Annotated in this window: 14 protein-coding genes; 5 read left to right on the forward strand and 9 right to left on the reverse strand. The window is 63.6% G+C overall.

What is annotated here, in order from left to right:
• The first annotated feature begins 10 nt into the window (after nucleotides 1–10).
• A complete protein-coding gene (locus tag ACKUUH_RS06125; protein ID WP_407948997.1) occupies nucleotides 11–1405 on the forward strand; it encodes a polysaccharide pyruvyl transferase family protein in 1395 nt (464 codons plus the stop codon).
• Here ACKUUH_RS06125 and ACKUUH_RS06130 read toward each other — a convergent pair.
• Genes ACKUUH_RS06130 through gmd form a run of 4 tightly spaced genes read right to left on the reverse strand, consistent with a single transcriptional unit; the run spans nucleotide 1354 to nucleotide 6261 of the window.
• The gene (locus ACKUUH_RS06130; protein ID WP_407948998.1) at nucleotides 1354–2634 is read right to left on the reverse strand and encodes a glycosyltransferase; all 1281 of its coding nucleotides are present in this window, start codon (nucleotides 2632–2634) and stop codon (nucleotides 1354–1356) included. The genes ACKUUH_RS06125 and ACKUUH_RS06130 overlap by 52 nt on opposite strands.
• Before the next feature lie 37 nt (nucleotides 2635–2671).
• Nucleotides 2672–4189, reverse strand: coding sequence for a lipopolysaccharide biosynthesis protein (locus ACKUUH_RS06135; protein ID WP_407948999.1), 1518 nt, complete (start codon nucleotides 4187–4189; stop codon nucleotides 2672–2674).
• Nucleotides 4176–5153 (reverse strand): GDP-L-fucose synthase family protein, encoded by a 978-nt coding sequence (locus ACKUUH_RS06140; protein WP_407949000.1) that lies wholly within the window; start codon nucleotides 5151–5153, stop codon nucleotides 4176–4178. Before ACKUUH_RS06140 ends, ACKUUH_RS06135 begins: the two co-directional genes overlap by 14 nt.
• On the reverse strand, nucleotides 5146–6261 hold the full coding sequence (gene gmd / locus ACKUUH_RS06145; RefSeq protein WP_407949001.1) for a GDP-mannose 4,6-dehydratase: 1116 nt from the start codon (nucleotides 6259–6261) through the stop codon (nucleotides 5146–5148). Before gmd ends, ACKUUH_RS06140 begins: the two co-directional genes overlap by 8 nt.
• Nucleotides 6262–6720: 459 nt before the next feature.
• On the opposite strand from gmd, the gene ACKUUH_RS06150 reads away from it, so the two are divergent.
• The 3 genes from ACKUUH_RS06150 (at nucleotide 6721) to ACKUUH_RS06160 (ending at nucleotide 10349) form a co-directional block, all read left to right on the forward strand.
• Nucleotides 6721–8064, forward strand: a complete 1344-nt coding sequence (locus tag ACKUUH_RS06150; RefSeq protein WP_407949002.1) for a peptidoglycan-binding protein — start codon at nucleotides 6721–6723, stop codon at nucleotides 8062–8064.
• Nucleotides 8065–8458: 394 nt separating this feature from the next.
• On the forward strand, nucleotides 8459–9463 hold the full coding sequence (locus tag ACKUUH_RS06155; protein ID WP_407949003.1) for a winged helix-turn-helix domain-containing protein: 1005 nt from the start codon (nucleotides 8459–8461) through the stop codon (nucleotides 9461–9463).
• A 133-nt stretch (nucleotides 9464–9596) separates the two neighbouring features.
• On the forward strand, nucleotides 9597–10349 hold the full coding sequence (locus tag ACKUUH_RS06160; protein WP_407949004.1) for a class I SAM-dependent methyltransferase: 753 nt from the start codon (nucleotides 9597–9599) through the stop codon (nucleotides 10347–10349).
• Here the strand turns inward: ACKUUH_RS06160 and ACKUUH_RS06165 are convergent.
• Complete coding sequence (locus ACKUUH_RS06165; protein WP_407949005.1) at nucleotides 10346–11377, reverse strand: class I SAM-dependent methyltransferase; 1032 nt, start codon at nucleotides 11375–11377, stop codon at nucleotides 10346–10348. The genes ACKUUH_RS06160 and ACKUUH_RS06165 overlap by 4 nt on opposite strands.
• 209 nt (nucleotides 11378–11586) lie before the next feature.
• Here ACKUUH_RS06165 and ACKUUH_RS06170 point away from each other — a divergent pair, with 209 nt between their 5' ends.
• Nucleotides 11587–12711: a site-2 protease family protein gene (locus ACKUUH_RS06170; protein ID WP_407949006.1), complete on the forward strand. Its 1125-nt coding sequence runs from the start codon at nucleotides 11587–11589 to the stop codon at nucleotides 12709–12711.
• Here ACKUUH_RS06170 and ACKUUH_RS06175 read toward each other — a convergent pair.
• Genes ACKUUH_RS06175 through ACKUUH_RS06190 form a run of 4 tightly spaced genes read right to left on the reverse strand, consistent with a single transcriptional unit; the run spans nucleotide 12708 to nucleotide 18957 of the window.
• The gene (locus tag ACKUUH_RS06175) at nucleotides 12708–12851 is read right to left on the reverse strand and encodes a hypothetical protein (protein ID WP_407949007.1); all 144 of its coding nucleotides are present in this window, start codon (nucleotides 12849–12851) and stop codon (nucleotides 12708–12710) included. The genes ACKUUH_RS06170 and ACKUUH_RS06175 overlap by 4 nt on opposite strands.
• Nucleotides 12852–12856: 5 nt before the next feature.
• Nucleotides 12857–14665, reverse strand: a complete 1809-nt coding sequence (atzF, locus tag ACKUUH_RS06180) for an allophanate hydrolase (RefSeq protein WP_407949008.1) — start codon at nucleotides 14663–14665, stop codon at nucleotides 12857–12859.
• Nucleotides 14662–18282: an urea carboxylase gene (uca, locus tag ACKUUH_RS06185; protein WP_407949009.1), complete on the reverse strand. Its 3621-nt coding sequence runs from the start codon at nucleotides 18280–18282 to the stop codon at nucleotides 14662–14664. Before uca ends, atzF begins: the two co-directional genes overlap by 4 nt.
• A gap of 45 nt (nucleotides 18283–18327) precedes the next feature.
• The gene (locus ACKUUH_RS06190) at nucleotides 18328–18957 is read right to left on the reverse strand and encodes an urea amidolyase associated protein UAAP2 (protein ID WP_407949010.1); all 630 of its coding nucleotides are present in this window, start codon (nucleotides 18955–18957) and stop codon (nucleotides 18328–18330) included.
• Nucleotides 18958–18959 lie beyond the last annotated feature (2 nt).

The following is an 18959-nucleotide window of genomic DNA, read 5'->3' on the forward strand; positions in this document are numbered from 1 at the left end:
AGAACGAAGCATGAGCAACGCCGAAAGGGGGTCGAACGTGCAGCCAGGAAAGGCACGCACGGTTCTCATCCTGAATGCCGCGGCGCTGAACGGGGGCGATGCCGCGATCCTCACGGCGACCATGGCGATGCTGAAACGCATGCTGGGCGAAGACACCTCCTTTGTCGTTCATGACATCGACGCGGATGCAGCTTCCCGCTATCACGACGGCGTCCGGTTTCGCCCTCAGCTCTTTGCGCATGTGGAACGCCTGTCGGCACGGCGGAAGGCGCAGATCGCGATCAGCTTTTGTCTTCTGGCATTGGCGCCGCTACGCCGCACGGCGACGGGAAGATGGCTGACCTCCTGGCTGCCGGCCGGCATGAGGCGCGGTCTCGACGATTATGCGGCGGCCGATCTCGTCGTCTCGTCGGGCGGCACCTATCTCGTCCCGCATTACGAGGTCTACTCGAAGCTCTTCAATCTTCTCCTTGCCCGGGCGATGAAGCGCCCCCTTGTTCTCTTTACCCAGAGCCTTGGCCCCTTCCCTGCCGGAAGGCGGCGGTCGCTGATGCGCCTTGTCCTGAACAAGGCCGATCTTGTTCTGGTTCGCGACGAAAGATCACGGCAAGCGCTGGAAGCGCTCGGCATCGACGCCGGCCGGACAAGGCTTTGCGCCGACGCTGCCTTCTTCCTCGCCCCCGAAGACATCGCGAAAACCGCTCCCACCTTCGAGGAGAGCCCGCGAAGCGTCGCGATCTCGGTGCGGACCTGGCCGCATTTCCACTCGCGCCCGGCACAGGAGGGAATGGAGGCCTATCTCTCCGCCATGGCGGACTTCACCGAATATCTTGTCCTGCGGCACGGTGCGAAGGTCACCTTCATATCGACCTGCCAGGGGACACCGGAGTACTGGGCAGATGATGGCCTCGTGGCCGCCGGCATCGCCGCCCGTCTTCCGAAGCACGTCGCCGAACACGTCGTCTGCGATCGCGGCTTCCACAGAACGGCCCAGCTCCTCGATCATCTGCGGCAGCAGGACTTCGTCGTCTCCACGCGGCTTCACTTCGCGATTCTGTCGCTCTGCGCCGGTACGCCCGTTCTCCCGATCGCGTATGAATTCAAGACGACCGAACTCTTCGAGCGTCTCGGTCTGGGCGACCTGGCGCTCGATATCGAGACGATCAGCTCCGGACGGCTCATCGAGGCTTTCGAGGCGGCATTGCCTGTCTGGCGCGCGCGCCATGAGGCGGTCTGGAACGCCGTGGACAAGGAACGCCGCAGCGCCGCCGACGCAGCTCGCCACGTCGCGGAGCTGATCGCTCCCACCGATGTCGGGGACGAATCCGCACAGCGGAGCGAAGGCCTAAAGCTTCAGGAACGCTGGCCTTCCGCCGTTCCCGATGCGGCGAGAAGGCCCTTGTAATGCGCTTCGAGCCGCGCATTGAGTATGCGGACGTCGAACTCGCGGGCAACTCGCGCCCGCGCCGCCACGGAGAGTTCCTCTGCATGCCGCGGATTTTGCCAGATAAACGCCAGCGCGGAGCGGAGGCCGCAGACATCCCGCTCCTCGAGAAGCAAGCCCGTCTCTCCCGAGATGACGAGTTCGGGAATGCCGCTATGCCGGGTTGAGACCACCGGTACCCCGCTCGCCATGGCTTCCATCAGCGTAACCGGAATGCCCTCCTGATCCCCGCGCGAATCCGTCACGCTTGGCGCAAGCAGGACATCGCTCTTTTTCATGAGCGCGGCAACGCATGCCTGATCTTTCCATCCAAGGAAGTGTACTTGTCCGGCGATGCCGAGTTCGGCGGCAAGCTCTTCGAGCTGTCGCCGCAGCGGGCCATCCCCGACAATGGAATAACGCACCGGCACGCCGCTGTCCGCAAGCCCGGCTACGGCCCGCAGTGCATATTCAATTCCCTTCTTCTCGACGAGACGGCCGATCGTCAGAACCTGGAACTCCCGGTCGCGCGAGGCAGGCCGCTGCCTGAAGGGAAATCGTTCAAGGTCGATCCCCATCCGGTGAACCCGCATGCGCGCCGGATCGGCGCCCATTTCGAGAAGGCGGCGCCGCCAATGTTCGGAGATCGGCAAAAGCAGATCGGCATTCTCGAAGAGGTGGCGGTAGAGCCCGTCACCCGCTTCAAGACATGCGCTCATATCAACCCCGTGGAAGCTCACCGCGAGCTTGCCGCTTATCGCACCGATTTCGCGGAGGAAGGCGACCTCGCGTCCGACAGTGCCGAAGTGGCAATGAATGACGTCGTACTCTTCCCGCGCCTGCAACGCACAAGACCAATAGAAGAGACTGAGCGAGCGCGCATCGTCCCCATAACGCGCCACGTTGAGAGACCTGAGAAACGACATCGCGTTTCCAGGGCCGGCGCGGGCGGCCAAGGCCGGCGCCGACATCACTCTCTCTATCCGGCCGGCAGGCATCGCCCGGTAGCGAATGCGGGCGTCGAGCCCATAGGAGACGACGTCCGGATGGACCATCGGATCGGCACGCGCGGCGGTGGCGAACACCGTCACGTGATGGCCGCGATCGATGAGCCCCGTGACCTGGTTCAGGACGAAAGTTTCGCTCAGAGCCGGAAATTCATAGGCGAAGACCGCTATGCGCAAGGGCCGCTGTGCAAGGGCAATGGTCATCGGGGCCTCGGCCTGCGGCCGCCTTCGCGCTTCCATGTCACGCATTCGCCCCCCGCTTCAGAAAAAAGCCGGAGAGCCTGCGGAAATCCCGCATCGCCTCGCGCCCCTGCGGCAGGATCAGATAGGCGGCCAAGGCGAGCGCCATCGCAATGAAACCGGTCGCAAACAGCATTTCGAGCGGCGTCATCGCGGCGAAGATATGCAGCTTCCGCAGCGACCAGATCGCAACGAGCACCAGCGCGGAAGCAACCGCTGCAGGCATCATCGCCCTGTAGAGATCGGAGGAACTCACAGGCCCCCGGCGTCCCACCACCCAGAACAGGAATGGCACTCTCAAGCAAAGTCCGCTCAGCGCATAGGCCGCGGCAACGCCCACCGCACCGAAAGGCAGACCGAGCACCACCGCAAGAACGGTCACGCAGGAGCCGATCAGCCCCAGCGCCGGCATCTCGCCCGTCCTGTTCTGCGACATCAGCAGCCAGCTGCAGGTGTAGCTCACGGGTTGATAGAGAGCGGCGATCGCGAGCCAGCCGAGAATGGGCGCGGCGCCAAGCCATTTCTCACCGAAGAGGACCCGCACCACGACATCGGGAATCGCGATCAGCAGTGCCGCACCCGGCATTGTGATCATGATCAGCTTCTCGATCATCATCAGATAGGCCCGCCGGTAGCGCACCGCATCGCCCGCGAGCCGGCTCAGCGCCGGCATCGCGACGGCAAAGAGAGGGGTGTTGAGATTGTTTATGGGCACGAGGAGAAACCGGTGCGCACGATCGTAAAGGCCGAGCGGCGCCGCGCCCCAGTACCAGCCGATCAGCACCTGGTCGAGATTCTGCGTCGAATAATTGATCAGGTTCGACAGCGTCACGTTGCCGCCAAACCCCAGCAACTCCTTCACCTTGCCGAGTCTCATCGGAGGACCGGGGCGCCAGCCGCAAAAGGCCCAGGTGCCCGCAAGCATCAACAGCGCCCATACCAGGCGCTGAACGACAAGCGACCAGTAGCCGGCTCCCTCATATGCCGCAAACACGGCCGCGGACATGCCTGCAATCTCGGCCCCGACCTGAATGAAGGCCAATGCCGAGAACTTCATCTGCCTGCGCAGCAAGGCGAGATGCTGTGTCGACAATCCGCCCAGCACAAAACCGAGACAGAGCCAGCGCGTGATCCCGGTGAGTTCCGGCTCGCCATAGAACCACGCCAGAAGCGGCGCCGCAGCGAAGACGATGAGAGCGGCCACGGTGCCGAGCGAAGCGTTCACCCAGAACAGGGTGCTGACATCCCCGTGAGTGATGTTCTGGCGCTGGATCGTTGCCGTCGAAAGACCGAGATCCTTGAACGCCTCCACGAAGGTCAGGACCACCGCCACCATCGCGATCAAGCCGAAGGCATGCGGATTGAGCAGACGCCCCAGGATCACGATCGTCCCGAGCTGGACGACCACCTTGACGATCTGGGCGAAGATGGTTACGGCGCCGCCCCGGGTCGACCGGCCCGCCAGATCGTCATGCAGATGATCGATGCCGATATAGCGGTTCTGATCACGCTTCGACATGTGCCCGCACGCGAGGTCCCGCCTGGTTCTGCAGGTACCAGAGATAAGTTCTCTCGATACCTTCCTCGAGAGAGACGCGCGCCCTCCAGCCGAGTTCCGCAATCCGGCTTACATCGAGCAGCTTCCGTGGCGTGCCGTCAGGCTTCGATACGTCGAACCTCAACGCGCCCCGGAAGCCCACCACGTCGCAAACGAGCTGGGCGAGATCTGCAATGGGCAGGTCGACACCCGTGCCGATGTTCACATGCTCCTCGCCCGAATAGTGCTTCATCAGGTGCACGACCGCGTCCGCCGCATCGTCCACATAGAGAAACTCCCGTCGAGGCGACCCGGAACCCCATACATCGAGAGACGCCGCCCGCTCCTCCTTCGCCACATGCGCCTTTGCAATCAGGGCAGGCAGAACGTGGCTCGTCATCAGGTCGAAATTGTCACGCGGCCCATAGAGATTGGTCGGCATGGCGGAGATGAAATCGCACCCGTGCTGCCGTCTGTAGGCCTGGCAGAGCTTGACGCCGCTGATCTTCGCGATCGCATACCACTCGTTCGTCTTCTCCAGCGGACCGGAGAGAAGCGCACTTTCCGATATCGGCTGCGCGGCAAGCCGCGGATAGATGCAGGAGGAACCGAGAAAGACGAGCTTCTCGACGTCGAACCGGCGGGCGGCGTCTATGACATTCGCCTCGATCATGATGTTGTCGTAAATGAAATCCGCCGGACTGGAATCGTTCGCGAAGATGCCGCCAACGCGGGCAGCCGCGAGAACAACGGCGTCCGGCCGCATACGCTCCATCCACGCTTCGACCTGCTCGGCCCGCCGCAAGTCGACCTCGCTCCGGGACACCGCGAGAATTTCGCAATCCTCCTTCTTGAGGCGATCGGCGATGGCCGACCCCACCATGCCTCGATGGCCGGCGACCCAAACGCTTTTGCCCTTCAGGCTGTATAACGGATCTTTATGCACCGGCGGCACTCCATTTGATCTGCGCCCGCGAACGCTGTTCCGCCGTCTCAAGCACTCCCGTTTCCTCGCTGAGCAGCGCAAGATCGCTTTCGACCATCTCCGCAACCAGCTCGGGGAAGCTCGTCTTGTGCCGCCAGCCGAGACGACGGTGCGCCTTCGCCGGATCTCCAAGGAGCGTCTCCACTTCCGTCGGCCGGAAATAAGCAGGATCGATCTCGATCAGGATCTTCCCCGTTCTCGCGCAAACGCCCTTTTCGTCGACGCCATGACCGATCCATTCAATCGGCCGGCCGATATGCCCGAAAGCGAGTTCCGCAAACTCGCGGACCGAATGCGTCTCACCGGTCGCAAGCACATAGTCGTCGGGTTCCTTCTGCTGCAGGATTCGCCACATGCCTTCCACATAGTCGCGCGCATGCCCCCAGTCGCGCGTGGCGTCGAGATTTCCGAGATAAAGACGGTCCTGCACACCGCGCTCGATTGCGGCAACCGCTCGCGTGATCTTGCGCGTGACGAAGGTCTCGCCGCGTGTCGGTCCTTCATGATTGAAGAGGATGCCGTTCGAGGCGTGCATCTTGTATGCCTCGCGGTAGTTCACCGTCATCCAGTAGGCATAGAGCTTCGCCACGGCATAGGGACTGCGCGGATGGAAGGGCGTCGTTTCGCGCTGAGGCACCTCGGCGACCTTGCCGAAAAGTTCGGAGGTCGATGCCTGGTAGAAGCGTACGTCCGATTCCATCCCGAGGATGCGTATCGCTTCCAGAAGCCTCAATACCCCGAGGGCATCGGCGCTGGCGGTATACTCAGGCGTTTCGAAACTCACCTGAACGTGGCTCTGCGCCGCGAGATTGTAGATCTCCGTCGGCTTGGTTTCCTGGACGAGGCGAATGACGTTGGTCGCATCGGACACATCGCCATAATGGAGAAAGAAGTTCTCCCCCTCATTTTCATGCGGGTCGGCGTAGAGGTGATCCACCCGCCGCGTATTGATCGAGGAGGAGCGGCGCTTGACGCCATGCACCACATAACCTTTTCCGAGCAAAAACTCCGCGAGATAGGCACCGTCTTGTCCTGTGACGCCGGTGATGAGTGCAACTTTCCTCTGCATGGAACTACTCCTGTTCGGATCGATCACTGTGGTTTGCAAGGCGCTCTGGAGGAAAGCTGCCTCCGCTGTTCCGGGAGATCGCACCAACACGAAATGGAGCGGATCGCTCGCCCTTGCGTTCTTCCAGTCAACACGCAAGCACATCTTGAGGACGAGTGATCAAAACGTGGCCGGTGAAGCGGCGCGCTCGATGCACCGATGGAGGGACCGCAAACGAAGATGCGGGAACCTGGCCTCGCGGATGCTTGGCCGCGCACCTTATGGAAAGCGGAAGGCAGCCGCACTTGGCTTCCCGTGGCAGCTTTGCGCCGGTCTCGCGCCTGCATGACCTTTCGATTCACGACCAGTCACGAAGAAACCACAGAAAATAGATCGTTTCCGGCAGCACCGTTCGGCAAAACTAGCGTTGGACGTAACGCGCAGTGTTTACAGCCTGCCGCGAGTGAAATCGGACAAGACATGACAGATTCAGGCGAGCACCAATGGGGGAGCGAACGAAGCCGGAAGGCTTCGCAGAGCGGCGCGGCGAAAGGCGGCGATGCAGCGCCAGTCGACGTCCCCTGGCAAGACGAGGACTTCGCACGCATCAGCCGGATCGACGCGAAACGGAAATCGAAACGCCGCAAGCGCAAGGTGGCACCCGAAACCCGATCCACAAGCGCCAAGTCCACAAACGCCAAGCCCGCAAAGGCGGAGCCTGCTGCCGCCGACCCACTCCCGGCCTCGAAAGCCGCAACGCCGGCGGAAGCGCCGAGACCGCCTCTCCAGCGGACGCAAGTTCCCCGCCCTGCCGACGATCTCGCGCGCGCGGCATCCGACGCCCACGTGCCGGCTGAGGCAGCGGCCAGACGGGACGGCAATCCGGAGCGTCGCCTCGATCCGCCGCCCTTCCCCTTGCCGCCGGAGCAGGTGAAGACGGAGAAGAGGAAGTCTTCAGCCCCTGCTGCGCCTGTCCGTCTCGCCGCGGCATGGCCGACGCCGGCCGATGAGAGCGTCACCGGGCCGCGCCTGGATCCTCCGAACCGTCGCCCGTCACAGGCACCTGTCACCGAGGTTCGCGACATCCGCCATGGCGCGGGACCCTCCTTCGTTCCCGCGGGCCTCTTGCTGCTTGCGGCCGTCGGCGTTGGCGCCGTTCTGGCTTCCCAAATGACGGCAGACTTGCCTTCCAAATTGCCCAACCTCGTTTCCTCGACCGAGCCATCGCCGGCCCGGCAACCGCTGGACCAGGCATTCACAGATAAGGTGGCCACGCCGCGCGCCGCGCAGCCGCATCAGGAGCATGAGGTGGCATCTCTGCCACCGCCGGCAGCCGCCGGCGGCAAGGTGGAAAAATCGGTCCCGCCCGCAGCCGGCGTCCGGCCGAGCGACCCTGACGACGAAGCAGCGGAAAGCCCGCCGCCGGAAGTGGAACCCGGGACGGTAGAGGCGGAACCCGAGAACAAGGAACAGAAACGCGCCGTCTCGCAACCACCGCCAGCATCCAGTAAGGCTGCGCCGCAATCGGCGGAGCGCGCGCCGGCACCGCGCGAACTCGCATCGGCGGAGGCCACGCTCGAACCGCCCGAAGCGGCAACGACACCCTCACCTGCTGGAAGCGAAATGGTGGCGGAAGTGCAAACGCGCCTTTCTACCTTGGGCTACGCGCCGGGCCCCGCCGACGGTGCCTTGCGCGAGCAGACACGCGACGCCATACGCGCCTTCCAGACCGATGCCGGGCTCCCCGCGACCGGAGAGATCGACAGCAGCCTTGTGGCGCGCTTGCGGCGGACCGAACAGGTACATTGGAGATTCAGCGGATAAGTGCGCCGGTCGCCGCATTGTTCTTCTTTCTGCCACAGTGAAAACACAAATCATTCTGTAGGCGGACCATATGGACAATAATGCAGAGGCCTTTCTCAACATAAACAAGTCGTGTGACCAAGGTTGCGAGTTAATGGCGGAGAGTCTGGAATAAATCCGCCACGGGACTGGTCTTTAACAGCACGAAACGGGGAGGACGCGGAGATAAACGGAGACGAGGTCGCTTATGTCGAGACTGGTAACAGCGTACGATCATCAGATACCCGAACATCACTTTCGCGTTCCCGATCCATCGCCCACCGTCAGACTTCGGCCATCCACGCGGTCGCTCGTCATGACGCTGAGGCTGCTGAGAAGGAAGCTTCGCCGATCTGCTTCCTCTTTCGGACGCTCGATGTGGTCTGGAAGATGGACCGGGTCCGGGTTCCATGCGGGCGCCGCCACGGCCACCCGATCCGGCTTCTCATACAGCGCATATGGGGATCTCAGTACGGATGAGGAGTACGATTTCGCGACCTCGGTCGAGGACCAGTCCCGCTCCGCGCCGAAGGCCCTTGTCGCGCTCATCAATCCGAACGGCGCCTCGCTCGACCTCATTGCGCGTGCCACATCGGCACAGGAAATGGACTTCCTCGAGTTCCAGAATCTGGGTGAATTCGTTCGCTTCCTGAAGCAGGGAAATTCCTGCGACCTCGTCCTGCTCGACTGTGATTCAATTCGAGCGGGGGCCGCCGAGCTCAAGGAGACTGCACCGGCGGGTATTTCGCATTCGGGCCTTGTCCCCGCGGCAAGTTCGGAAGAAGTCCGCTCGATGAAGGCTTCGATGTCCATGGCTTTGCCGGGCACGGGCTCGGCGGCTGCGGAAGACGGTGCCGGCAGACCGGAACCCCGGATCGCTCAACTCGGCCCGCTCGTCCTCGACTTCCGAACGAGCAGCGCGACATGGAAGGGACACCGTCTCGACCTGACCGTCACGCAGTTCAACATCGTTCACCTTCTCGCCCGGCGCGCCGGTGAGAATCTCACCTATCGCCAGATATATGACGTCGTGCACAAGCCCGGTTTCCATGCCGGAGACGGCGAGGACGGCTACCAGACGAATGTCCGCTCTCTCATCAAGCGCGTGCGACAACAATTCAAGGCAGTGGACGAGAGCTTCGCGGAGATCGAAAACCATCGCGGAGTCGGATACCGCTGGCGCCATTCGGGCGCACTCGAAGACCCGGTCGCCCCGGAAGATTTGGGAGACATTGCGTTCGGTGCCGACGCCACGGACCGCAGCGTTTCCCGCTGGACGAAGCTCGCCAAAGCCATGAGCCGGCCCCGTCCTGCGCAAGCCACCGCTCCCGTCGTCGCGGATCAAGCGGCGCCGAACCTCGATTCCTCCGATAGCTGCTGAGGAACCTGGTCGGCTTCACCGTCGCTCCCGACCGCTGCTCTCACCGCGAGGAGCATCTCACGATGTCCTCGCGCGCGGGCAACTTCCACGGGAGCGTGTCATCTGTACATCTCCAGGACGCGAAAGATGCCGGATGCCCTTTCTCAGAAAGATTGCAAGCCTTGAGCCGGTCAGCCGGCTCCGATACCGCTTTGAAGTCTTGCGCCGCATGGAAGGCGTGCATGAACGGGAATGCCCACTGTGCGGCCATCGAGGCATGTTCCGGGCGCATGGCCTGCCGCCCCGCTTCGACGCCTGTTGTCCGGCTTGCGGATCGCTCGAGCGTCATCGGCTCCTCGGCTGCTATCTTCTCGACCAGGCGGAAAGCCTGCTCGCAGGACGGCGGGTGCTTCACTTCGCGCCGGAGCCTTGCATCGCACAAGCACTCCAAAGTGCGCCTCTCGCCGCCTATGTGACCGCCGATCTTCATGAACCCGCTGTCGACGAACGGCTCAACATCGAGAAGATCGACAAGCCTTCAAATTCCTTCGACCTTGTCCTTTGCAGCCACGTTCTCGAACATGTCGACGACCGGCAGGCCTTATCGGAAGTTCACCGGATCCTTTCGCCAGGCGGGACCGCCATCCTGATGGTGCCCATCGTCGAGGCGTGGACACGCACATATGAAGATGAAGGAATCCGGACCCACCGCGAACGGGAACTGCATTTCAACCAGCGCGATCACCTTCGCTTCTACGGTCGCGACTTCCGCAGCCGCGTCAAGGAGACGGGCTTCGAGACGCTCTCCGAGTTTACGGCCCACGGGGAATTGGCCGCGCGCTACGGACTGACGCGCGGCGAAACCGTCTTCACCGCGCGCAAACCGGGCAGCCCTGTCTCCGCCTAGCGTTCCATCGGGACACGACGAAACCAGAACGAGCCCGGTTCCCCGCCCTCTTCGGCGAGAACCGGACAGGCTTTCGCAGTTTCCTCCGGGTGCTGGTGCCAGAGCCAGTTGGCGGCGCAGATCACCTCGAATTCTGTGTTGAAGCTCAGGAAAGCCTCGAGCAGATACTGCTCGTCCCACATACGCCTCTCGTTTACGACCCAGCTTTCGAGATAGTCGCGCGGGGTGAAGATGTCATGCACATGCACGATAACCCCCGGCTTCAACCGTCCGAGAAGGCTGAGATATTCGTGAACGACATCGCCCTGCGGCCGAATGACGTGCGAGGAATCGATGAAGAGAATATCGCCGGCGTCGAGCTTGTCGAAAAATGCCGGATCGAGATCCTCGACCCTCGCCCGCACAACCTTCACCGGAATGTCTTCGAGCCAGCCATGCTCATATGGCTCGACGCAGACATGCTCGCAAACAGGAGCGCCATCCTCTTCGTTTCGCACCAACGCCTCCCGCGCCATCAGCGTCGAATGACCGCTGCCGATCTCGTAGAGCCTGCGCGGCCTGAAGTGGCGGATCATGCTGTAGAGAAGCTCGGCATCTCCGGCTTTGAAGGAGTCGTTCCGGTACCCGTAGCGTTTCTCGCGCGACACCGTACGCGGTATGGCGCGGAGTTCGGAACCGTACCGCAACTGCTCCAGAAACCGGAGCTGGCCGGCGGCATTCAGATCGAGGCCCGGTAGCGGCCGTTCTTCCGCGAGACTGTGCCTGAGATCGCCTGGATAGAGAATCGGCTCATAGTAGTGATGCCGCACGATGGCAACATTGAACCTGTCGAGGATCGCCCGCGACCGCGGCGCCTTGTGCCGCAGCCGTCCGAGCGCGGCGGCGACGGGTGCAAACAGAAGAACGAGAGGAACGAGCCCAATATCGGCCGCCCGTGCCACCGCCTCTTTCCACTCGAAGCTCGACGGCCGGGCCCGTCTGACGTCGAGGCGAGAGGCCGCTTCTGGCCTTGGGACTGTTTCCGTCATGGAGGCCTCCAAAATCCGGACCAGCATGGGTCCAACCCGATGATGCCGTGGGGATGGCGAGATTCCGCAGATGAGAAAATTCATCATGCCGAATTTCTTGACCGCTTTTCGTCAGGATCGCGGCGTTTTCATGTGCGGCGTATGGCCTCGCGGACAAAGCGCGGAGACGCTCTCTTTCGTGTAACATGTGCAAAACGAAGGGGAGACCGATGTTTGGAAGTCAGATCAAACTGTTCCGCCTTGCAGGCTTCGATGTGATGCTCGACCTGAGCTGGGTCTTCATCGCACTGCTCGTCTCATGGACGCTCGCGACCGGCTATTTCCCCGGGATATATCCGGGGCTCGAACCGCTTACCTATTGGTCGATGGGGATCGTGGGCGCGGCCGGCCTCTTCCTCTCGATCATCCTGCACGAGCTTTCCCATTCGCTCGTCGCCCGGCGTTTCGACATTCCGATCACCGGCATAACGCTCTTCATCTTCGGCGGTGTCGCGCATATGGCCAAGGAGCCGCCGACGGCGCGCTCGGAATTCCTGATGGCGATCGCGGGGCCGATCGCGAGCCTCGCCCTGTCGGGGTTCTTCTATCTCATGGCGTCCGCCGCTCTCGCCGCGGGCCTCGGCGACACTGTCGCGGGCGTTGCCGGTTATCTCGCACTCATCAACCTGATCGTCGCGGTCTTCAACATGGTGCCCGCCTTCCCGCTCGATGGCGGCCGCGTCTACCGCGCCTGGCTCTGGGGCAAGCTCGGCGACCTGAACGAGGCCACGCGGCGCGCTTCCGCCGCCGGCCAGACCTTCGGCCTCATCCTGATCGCGCTCGGCGTCGTGAGCCTCTTCTCCGGTAACGTCATCGGCGGCCTCTGGTGGGGGCTGATCGGCCTCTTCCTCCACACGGCATCGCGCGCTTCTTATGCGCAATTGCAGGCCCACGTCCTGCTCGAGGCCGAACCCGTCTCGCGCCTCATGACCAAGAACCCGGTCACCGCGCCGGCCGACATCACGCTGCGCCAACTCGTCGACAATTATGTTTACGGCTCATTCCACGAGACCTTTCCGGTGATGGAAGGCGAGCGGCTTGTGGGCAGCATCGGCGTTTCCGATCTGCGCGGCACGGACAGCACCGAATGGGAGCGCAAGAAAGTGCGCGACGTCATGCACCCTCTCTCGGACAAGAACACGGTGACGCCTCAGGAAAACGCGGAAGCCGCCCTTCGCCTGATGCGCGAGGGCGGTCATTCGCGGCTCATGGTGGTGGAAGGCGGCAAGCTCCTCGGCATCGTCGCGCTGCGCGACATCATGCGCCTGATGGAGCTGAAGCAGAACCTCGGCTAGGCGGGTACGCCCGTAAAGGCAAACAGAACGCCCGGACCGAGCAGCACCGCATTGTAAGCGCCATGCATGATGGCGGGCGCGCGCAGCGAGCCTGTGGTCCGCGCGAACCCCGCAAGAACGAAACCGACCGCGAAGAGCATGGCCGTCAGCCCGCCGCTTTCTCCGCCTTCGAGGCCATGAAGGCGCGCCAGCCGCCAAAAGCCGTAATGTCCTCCGCACCGTCAAGACCGCTCTCCTCGCAGAGGAACCCCTTCACGCTGCGCCCGTTCTGGAGATCGAGCGTGCCGATGCAAAGCGGTTGCGGCACCCCCGCCATGAAACCTCCGAAGGCGGCGCGCGGCACGCGCCAGACTTCGAGCTCGATCGCCGCGCCGCCTTCCGCGACGCGCACGAGACCGGGGCGGAAGGGCGGTCCGCCAGCCAGCGCATGAAAGCGGTAGCGGGGCGCCGTGCGCGTGCGCTCGACGAACATGGCCCCGCGCGAGGTGAGTTCGTGATTGAGCGGCAGGCCGGACATATGCGCGCCGACGACCGCAAGTTCGATGAAGCCTTCATCCGGTTTCTCGACCGCCACGGGTCCACCGGACGCAAGCCCCTGCGCCGCCTCGAAGGCGGCCGCGAGCGCAACGAGCTTCCCATCGGAGAAGGCAGGCGCGCAAAACGTCACGCCGAAGGGAAGCCCCGCTGCCCTGCCCTGCGCACGAATGCCTGCGGGAACGGCGATGCCCGCCATGTCGAGCAGGTTCATGAAATTCGTATAGGTGCCGAGGCGGCTGTTGAGCTTCACGGGGTCGGCCATCACCTCGTCCACGCGGTAGATGGTGGGCGCGGCCGGTACGACGAGCACATCGATATCGGCAAAGAGCGCAAGCGCGCGCCGCTTCAGTGCTTCAAGCCTGTAAAGCGTCTCGAAAGTCTCGACGGCATTACGGCCTCTGCCGCCAAGCACGATGCCACGCACGGTGGGATCGGTTTCGGCCTCGTGCGCCTCGATGAAGCCGCCGACGGCGGCTGTGCGCTCGGCAACGAAAGGCCCCTCGTAGAGAAGTGCCGCTGCCTCCGCGAAAAGAGAAAAGTCGATCCGCCGCGCGCGGCCACCAAGTTCCTCCAGCCGGTTCGCCGCTTCCTCGAAAAGCCGCGCCGCTTCGTCGTCGCCAAAGAACTGGAGATCGGATGCGCGTGGCACGGCGAAGGTGAAGTCACCGCCGAGCGGCGGCTTCACCTCCGGCATGCGGGCGCGGGAATAGATATCCTGCCCGTCGAAGACCGCCGCCACGTCGAACACAGCCTCGGCATCGGCGGCGGTGAGCGCGAAGATCGACACGCAATCGAGCGACCGGCAGGCGGGCACGACACCGCGCATCGAAAGGAGACCGCGCGTGGGCTTCAGACCCACGATATTGTTGAAGGCGGCCGGCACGCGGCCCGAGCCCGCCGTATCGGTTCCGAGCGCGAAGGAAACGATCCCCGCCGCAACGGCGACGGCCGAACCCGACGACGAACCGCCCGAGATGAAATCGCGATTGAAGACGGAGCGCGGACTTCCGTGGGGCGAGCGCGTGCCGACAAGGCCTGTGGCGAACTGGTCGAGATTGGTCTTGCCGAGCGCGATGGCACCCGCCTCGATCAGCCGCGCCACGGCGAAGGCGCTTTCCTCCGGCCGATAGGCGAAGGCGGGACAGGCCGCCGTCGTCGGCAGCCCTTCGACGTCGATATTGTCCTTCACCGCAAAGGGGACACCGAAAAGCGGCATGCGCGCGCGGGCCTCGCGCGGCAAGGCATCGAGCGCACGGGCGCGGGCGAGAACCGCCTCGTCATCGAAGCGCGAAATCCAGATGGCGGGATCTTCGTTGGCCGCCGCGCGGGCCAGCGCCTCGCGCGCCACGTCTTCCGCGCGAACGCCGGAGGCAAAAGCGGCCCGAAGCGAAGCGAGAGAAAAGCAAAGACCCTTCACGATGCAACCTCCATTCCGGGCGCCTCGGCATCGAGCGGCACCAGTGTGATGAGCGCCTGTCCCGCCTGCACCATTCGGCCCTGCGCGCAATGCACCTCGTGAACCCGCGCGGCGACCGGCGCGCGCACCTCGATTTCCATCTTCATCGACTCGAGCACCACAAGCATCTGACCGGCGGCAACCTCATCGCCTGCCGCGACACCGATGGACCAGACATTGCCCGGCACACCGGATTCGACGAGACGTCCGCCTTCCGGCAGCTCTGCCGCCTCCTCCAGCGCCGGCGCATCGGGCTCGTCCGCGATCAGGGCAAGCCCCTGCTCTTCCCAGCGCTTGCGCTCCTCCTCGAAGGCACGGCGCTGCGAGACACGGAAGGCGGATATCTCTTCCGCATTGTCCTCAAGAAAGGAGAAATAGTCGCTGAGACGGAATGCTCCTTCCTCGATCTTCACTTCATATTCGCCATGCAGGAAGGCTTCGCGCGCCTCCAGCAGTTCCTGCGCGGACACGGGGAAGAATTTGAGCCGGTCGAAGAAACGCAGCAGCCAGGGTTTCTCGAAATTCGCCGTCCGGCGCCACCCGTTCCACATCTGCACCGTGCGGCCGACAAGCTGGTAGCCGCCGGGGCCTTCCATGCCATAGACACAGAGATAGGCTCCCCCGATGCCGACGGCATTTTCCGGCGTCCATGTGCGCGCTGGATTATATTTGGTGGTGACGAGGCGATGACGCGGATCGAGCGGTGCCGCGACCGGCGCACCGAGATAGACGTCGCCAAGACCAAGCACCATGTAGTCGGCTTCGAACAGGATGCGCCTGACCTCCGCAATATCCTGGAGACCGTTGATGCGGCGGATGAACTCGATGTTGGACGGCACCCAGGGCGCATCGGGCCTGACCAGCGTACCGTATTTTCGCACCGCTTCGCGCGCCGCCTCATCGTCCCACGACAGGGGCAGGTGAACGATGCGGCTCGGCACTTCGATATCGGCGCTCGGCGGCAGCGCACGCTCGACTTCTTCCAGCATGGCGAGCAGCTTGCGCGAGGGCAGCACGTCGGGATCGAAATGGATCTGCAGCGAGCGGATGCCGGGCGTCATCTCGATGATGCCTTCCGGCGCGCGCGCCTGAAGTGCCGTCATCATCGCATGGGCGCGAAACCGCAAGGCGAAATCGAGCACCATGGGGCCATATTCGACAAGCAGATAATCGTCGCCGGCGCGGCGATAGGTCACTTCCGTTTCAAGGTCGGTGAGCCGCGCAAGAACGGCGTCCTCCTTCCATCTCTGCTGCGTGAGCGGCGCGACAGGGCGCTTGAGCGAGGAAACCCACGCTTCTTCCGCATGGCGCATGGCGGCCGCTTCCCCTTCCGTCACGCGGTGGAAGCGAACCTTGTCGCCGGGCTTCAACTGACCGATCTTCCAGAGTTCGGACTTCGCGAGCGTCGCCGGACAGACGAAACCGCCAAGGCTCGGCCCGTCCGGACCGAGAATGATCGGCATGTCGCCCGTGAAGTCGATCGTGCCCACGGCATAGGCATTGTCGTGAATGTTCGAGGGATGAAGCCCCGCCTCGCCGCCGTCCTTGCGCGCCCATTTCGGCTTCGGCCCGATGAGGCGCACGCCTGTGCGCGCCGAATTGTAGTGAACCTCGTAGGCCATGTTGAACAGCGTCTCGATATCCTCGTCGAGAAAGAAGTCCGGCGCGCCATGCGGCCCGTAAAGCGTCGCGATCTCCCATTCGCGCGTGAGCGGCGTGCGCGCGGATGGCGGCAGCGGCTCCGCAACGGGCTCGCCGATGGCGCCCTCCCGATTGATGCGCAACACGTCGCCGGTTTTGAGTGCGCCGGGGGCATGGCCGCCGAAGCGCCCGAGCGTGAAGGCGGAGCGCGAGCCGAGATAGAGCGGCGCATCGAAGCCGTGGCGCACGGCAAGATAGGCGCGCTGGCCGGCCCCGGGCACCTGGCCAAGCTCAAGCGTCTGGCCGCGTTTGACGTCGACCGCGCACCAGAAAGGCACGGGCTCGCCATCGAGCGTCGCAGGCATTTCGGCGCCCGCCAGTGCGATCGTCGCATCCGTCCGGAAACGCAGCACCGGTCCGTTCAGCGTCATTTCGAGCGTCGCGGCGTCTTGCGGATTGCCCACCAGCCGGTTTGCCAGCCGGTGCGACAGCCCGTCCATCGGCCCCGAAGGCGGCACGCCGACATCCCAGTAGCCGACACGGCCCGGCCAATCCTGCAGGCTCGACTGCGCGCCCGACGAAAGCACGTCGATGCCTGGGCTCTCATAATCGCAAGTGGCAAGCGTCGAGGTGAGGAGCCGGCCTTCGAGAAATTCCGGCGCGCGCGCGAGCGCGCGCAGATAGTCGAGATTGGTCTCGATGCCGTAGACACGCGATTGATCGAGCGCGGCAGCGAGCTTCGCAGCCGCCTCTTCGCGCGTTTTCCCCTTCACGATCACCTTGGCGAGCATCGGATCGTAGAAAGGCGTCACTTCCGTGCCCGTCGAAATCCATCCGTCGATACGCACGTCGTCCGGAAACGAGACCTCGGTGAGAAGGCCGGAGGAAGGCTGGAAATTGCGGCCGGGATCTTCTGCATAGAGCCGCACCTCGAAGGCGTGCCCCTCGGGCGGGCGGGCGTATGAGGCAAGGTCGCCCAGCTCGCCCGCAGCCTGCCTGACCATCATCTCGACGAGATCGAGCCCCGTCACCTCCTCCGTCACAGGATGCTCGACCTGGAGCCTCGTATTCACTTCCAGGAAGTAGAACCTCTTCTCCGCCTCGTCATAGATGAATTCGACCGTGCCGGCGGAGGCATAAGAGACACGCCGCCCAAGCCGCACCGCCGCCTCGTGCAGCGCGCGCCGCTCCGCATCGCCCAGATTGGGCGCGGGCGTTTCCTCGATCACCTTCTGGTTGCGCCGCTGCGCCGAACAATCCCGCTCGCCGAGCGCGATGACCTTGCCCTCGCCGTCGCCAAAAATCTGCACTTCGATATGGCGCGCCTGGGCGACATATTTTTCGAGGAAGAGGCCGCTATCCTTGAAATTCGCTAGCGCAAGGCGCCGCACCGTGTCGTAGAGGCGCGGCAGGTCCGCCGCCGAATGGCAGAGCTGCAGTCCGATGCCGCCACCGCCCGCCGTGCTCTTCAGCATGACGGGATAGCCGATCTCCTCCGCGCGCGTCAGTGCATCGTCGAGGTCGACGATGAGGGGCGACCCGGGAAGCAGCGGCACGCCGCTTTCCTCCGCGATCTCGCGCGCCGTATGCTTCAACGAGAAGGCGCGCATATGCTCGGGGCGCGGCCCGATGAAGACGACGCCCTCCCGCGCGAGCGCCGCGGCAAATTCGGGGTTCTCGCTGAGAAACCCATAGCCCGGATGCACAGCCTCTGCGCCCGTTCGCCGCACCGCATCGAGAATCGCCTCCACGTTGAGGTAGCTTTCCGCGACCGGCGCCGGACCGACGCAGACCGCTTCATCCGCTAGCCGCACATGCGGCGCGAAGCGGTCCGCCTCGGAATAGATTGCGACGGATCGAATATCCATGCGCCGGAGCGTCTTGATGACGCGTAGCGCGATTTCGCCGCGATTGGCGATCAGTACCTTGCCGAACATCTGGCCTCCGATGGTGCCCGGCGGACAGCGCCGCCGGGGGCAAGCTCACGCTTCCCAGATCAGGGTGCGAACGGGAGTGGGGTTGAAGGCGTTGCAGGGATTGTTCACCTGCGGACAATTCGAGATCACGCAGAGCACATCCATCTCCGCGCGTATCTCGACATAGTCGCCCGGGCGCGACACGCCATCGACGATGGCGAGCGTTCCGTCCTCTTCGACCGGCACGTTCATGAAGAAATTGATGTTCGACACAATGTCGCGTTTACTCATCCCGTGCTTCGCAAGCTCCAGCACGAAGTTGTCGCGGCAGCTATGCATGTAGCGTGTCTCGTGCCCGAAGCGCACGGTGTTCGCTTCCGCCGAGCAGGCGCCCGCCGACGTGTCGTGACTGCCCGCCGTGTCGGCAATGACAACGGCCATCACATTGCCTTCGTTCGAGATGAGCTTCGTGCCCGCCGTCACATAGGGCGAACCTTGCGCGAGCGCCGTGTCCTGCGCGCTGTAGCGCTCGGAGGGATCGGCGGCGCTATAGAAGAGCGTGTCGACCGCCTGGCAGCCCTCGAGATCGACGATGCGCAGGATCTGGCCCTTCTTCACGACATGCGACCAGGGCCGAAGCGCCGGCACGGTGAAATCGTAGAAGGCTTGTTCCTCGTGTCTGTTCGAAAGGGTCATCT

This window comes from Parvibaculum sp., from assembly GCF_045863935.1.
Taxonomy (GTDB): domain Bacteria; phylum Pseudomonadota; class Alphaproteobacteria; order Parvibaculales; family Parvibaculaceae; genus Parvibaculum.